The 3,720-nt window shown below is 38.2% G+C and carries 3 protein-coding genes; 2 read left to right on the forward strand and 1 reads right to left on the reverse strand.

Annotated features, from left to right (window positions below):
• Nucleotides 1-299 precede the first annotated feature (299 nt).
• Nucleotides 300-1,244 (reverse strand): alpha/beta hydrolase, encoded by a 945-nt coding sequence (locus tag MMU07_RS21565; protein WP_418884530.1) that lies wholly within the window; start codon nucleotides 1,242-1,244, stop codon nucleotides 300-302.
• A 910-nt stretch (nucleotides 1,245-2,154) separates the two neighbouring features.
• Here MMU07_RS21565 and MMU07_RS21570 point away from each other — a divergent pair.
• On the forward strand, nucleotides 2,155-2,319 hold the full coding sequence (locus tag MMU07_RS21570) for a DUF433 domain-containing protein (protein ID WP_255737833.1): 165 nt from the start codon (nucleotides 2,155-2,157) through the stop codon (nucleotides 2,317-2,319).
• 173 nt (nucleotides 2,320-2,492) lie between these two features.
• Nucleotides 2,493-3,662 (forward strand): J domain-containing protein, encoded by a 1,170-nt coding sequence (locus tag MMU07_RS21575; protein ID WP_241128685.1) that lies wholly within the window; start codon nucleotides 2,493-2,495, stop codon nucleotides 3,660-3,662.
• Nucleotides 3,663-3,720: the final 58 nt, after the last annotated feature.

Raw genomic sequence — 3,720 nt, forward strand, 5'->3', positions numbered from 1 at the left:
TAATAGAAACTCTTTAGAAATTGAAACAATAACTAATTTCAAACAACAAAAGTGTCAACCATTTTCAGGACGAGACAAAATAACACAAATCATTTAATCATTAGGTTTGAAGAGTTGAAATGATAAGATTTTCCCAACCATTTCGGTAATGAGAATTCTCTTCTTTAGAAAATCCGTGACCGAAATCTCGTAATGATCCGATTCTAAACCATGGGCTGCGGTGCATAAGAATTAGAGAAAGCAAGAAATGCAGTGTAGCACCTTACCCATGGCTATTGTTGTTTCGCCCGCTTCAGGGCTTACTTTCCTGCTAGGAACTTATTGACATCAAGCCAATGGATAAAGGCATCAAACCATTTGTTACTGGTCCTTCCAGGATTACCTAGACCAAATCCATGTCCTCCATTCTGATATAGGTGGAACTCCACCGGGATCCCTGCTTTGTGCCAGGATTCGATCACCCCAAACTGCCCCTGAAACAGAAAATCATCCGTCGCGATCACATTGAACATCGGCGGAGCATTCCTAGGAACTTCCACAGGTCCCATCCCGCCATAGATCGGTCCGATAAAGGCAAGCTTCATGGTCTTGGAATGCAGAGTGGAATGCATCGTCAGACCGGCACCGGCCGAGAAACCGATCATTCCGATCCGATCGGTATCGACGCCCCATTCTTTAGCCCTTGAAATAATCATAGAATAGGCAGCTTCGGCATCCTCAAGTTGGTTGGATAAGTCTCTTTGCGGTGGACGGGGAGGAGTGGCAGGTTGTGCTGAACCTGAAGCTGGAGCAGGTGGTGCTGTTCTAGGACGGTTCATCCACGCCGTAAAATCCTCCAAAGACTCCGGCGTAGGGTTAAGGCGGTACTTGAGAACGAAGGCGGCTATTCCCTGCTTGGCAAGGGCCTCTGCGACCTCCCAACCTTCATTGCCCATCGACAACCAACTGAAACCTCCCCCCGGTGCGACGATTACGGCAGCGCCGTTTGCTTTTCCCGGTTCAGGGAGGAAAGGTGTGAGGGTGGCTGTGGAGATATTCCGCGCCATGGGATCGCCCCACTGACGGAACCACGTCTCAGGTGCGGGTTGGTTTTCGACACCACCCGTGCCGAGTAAGATGGCCCTCGGTTCTGCAGGTGCTTCGAGTGGGTGGATCGTGCCATCCTGTGCAAAGGCAGCGGAAGCAAAGGCAAGAAAACAGAGCATAAAGGCCTGAAAGGTAAAGATTTTGGTTTTGTAGGTCATGGTGAAGAATATGGTTAATAGGTTATTTGTTAATTGATAGTAGGAGGCAAAAGGCTTCTCGGGATTTTACTGTACTTAGAGAAAGATACAAAAAACTGTCAATTCTACACTTATTTATTTCTGATCTGCTTTTCACTTATAAGAGTGGTTAGAAACCATGTCTTTCTTGCAAAATCAAGCCTGTTTTGTATTTCAAAATGGTACAATGGTTTGCCAAACAGAACTACGGTCGGACTCTACAGGTCAGACGGTTAGGTAAAAAGACTGCCGCAGTCTGTAAAAAGGTTACCCAGTTCACCAAAAAGGTGAGTGAGTTCGTATCCGAGGCTAACTAGTTTACCAAAAAGGTGACCCAATTCAGTAAATAGGTGAGTGAGTTCACCAAAAAGGAGACTCAGTTCGGTAAAAAGGTGAGTGAGTTCACCAAAAAGGTAAACCAGTTCACCAAAAAGGTAAGTGAGTTCTTCTCCGAGGCGAACTAGTTCATCTAAAAGGTGAACTGGGTAGGTAAAAAGGTAAGTGAGTTCGTCTTTGAAGTGGAGGGAGGTACTTCAGAGGTATCCCCCTCCACTTGGAAAGTACCCCTTTGGAGAGAATTGTGAGTTGACGCTAGGCGTAATTTGTAATTACGCCTTCCTATTTTTTAGAATTTAAAATTCTTTTTTAAATGGAATGAAGAACAGTAGGTTTGATATCCAATTACAAATTGGGAAAAATAAAAGGGTGGAATTACAAATCCCACCCAGACCACCATCAAATGTTTAACTACTCCCAGGGGGGTAACCAAACTGATCTCGATAAAAAGATTCATGCAAATTTGATTTAAAATTGAAATATGGAAGCAATACTAAACAGAATTGAGTTAAAGCCTGAAATATTGGCCGGGAAGCCGGTCATAAAAGGCACCTGATTGTATGTTCAATTTATACTTGGATTGCTTGCACATGGAGAAACTTCTCAATCCATCATTGAAGAATATCCATATATCACCGAGGAGGATATTCGGGCATGCATACTATTTGCAAATGAAGTTTTGGAAAGTAACTTTTTTACCCCTTTGGCACTCTCCAAATGAAATTCATCGTGGATGAATGCACCTGTACCAAATGATGCTGTGATTATTGGTCTTTAAATCCAATTACAAATTGGAAAAAATAAAAGAGATTTAATAAATTCAATTTTACCAAAACAATGAAGTTTATGTAAGATACCTGCCTACTAAGAGTTTTTACATTAAAAGAAGACGCAATGAAAAACTATTACGAAATATTAGAAATAGACTACAGAGCAAGTGACTTAGAAATTAAAAAGGCATATAGAAGATTGGCTGTAAAATATCACCCCGATAAGAACTTTGGAGATGATTTTTTTACAAAAAAAATCATCGAAATAAAGGAAGCTTATGATTTACTTATTGATCCAATAACAAGAAATTCATATGACGATGATCTATTGATTTTTCTTAATAAGCAATCTAAAGAAGAAAAAGAAAAACAAGAGAATAAGAGACAATACGAAAGGAGAACTCAAAAAGAATATGAAGAAAGGTTTTTTTATGAACCGTTCAAACCATTTTATTCCTTCAGGGATAGAGAATTACAAGAAACACCTCAGATTAAACCAATTTTTGATCTTTGGGGGAACAAGCTTGACGAGTATTTAGATTTTTTTAAGCTTCCGAAAAGAATTGGCAAGATGGTAGGTGCTTATTCAGATCTCGCAGTAGGAGAAGAGCCTTTAACAATAACAAAAAAGGCTGTGAGATTTTTTAAGGGATTACTTGTCGGTTTATTAATAGGGGCAATAATTTATTTTATAGGTAGACCAAATGAAGTTTGGACAATTATTTGGTTTACCGTTCCAACAGCCATTATTCTTTGGTTTATGGTTGCCATTAATAAGTTTGATCGTACAAACTTATTTATTGGTATAAATGGTTTCGCTGAATATCAATGTAAAGAAAATAGGAGTAATCTAACGATAGATAAAGAAGTTAATTTTAACGAAATAACGGATGTTTATTTTTTACATGTGGAGAGAAAATTAAATTTTAGTTATCAAGGCACAGACTTCTTTTATATTTTTTTGAATAATGAAAACGGTAAGGTTGCTTACAATAAAGAAGGAACCTTTGATAAAAGAAATGAAATTCAAGAACAGCCAATTGAAATAAACTTTTGTAGAAAAGTAGAACAATATTGGACTATTTATTTACTTGACAAAATGGAAATTGGCCTAGAAAAAAATGGTTATATTCTTTTTAGTTTGTACAATAATGATAGCAACAAAATTACCCCTTTCATAAAGTTGGCAATCGGTCACATTACTTTCATTAAAGAAAATAATCAAGAATTCACATATAGATTTAATGAGATTAAAAGAGTTTATTCAAAAGGGAATCAATGCTGTCCTAAATAATTTTTGATTTAATAAGAATATTCATTTTGCTTCATTTTTGGGAGTTTTTAATGATAAT

It is taken from the genome of Cognataquiflexum nitidum (assembly GCF_022538055.1).
GTDB classification, from domain to species: Bacteria; Bacteroidota; Bacteroidia; order Cytophagales; family Cyclobacteriaceae; genus Cognataquiflexum; species Cognataquiflexum nitidum.

What these genes read in the sequence shown, in the direction of transcription:
- MMU07_RS21565 (WP_418884530.1), bottom strand. Translation starts at nt 1,244, where the DNA reads ATGACCTACAAAACCAAAATCTTTACCTTTCAGGCCTTTATGCTCTGT.
- MMU07_RS21575 (WP_241128685.1), top strand. Translation starts at nt 2,493, where the DNA reads ATGAAAAACTATTACGAAATATTAGAAATAGACTACAGAGCAAGTGAC.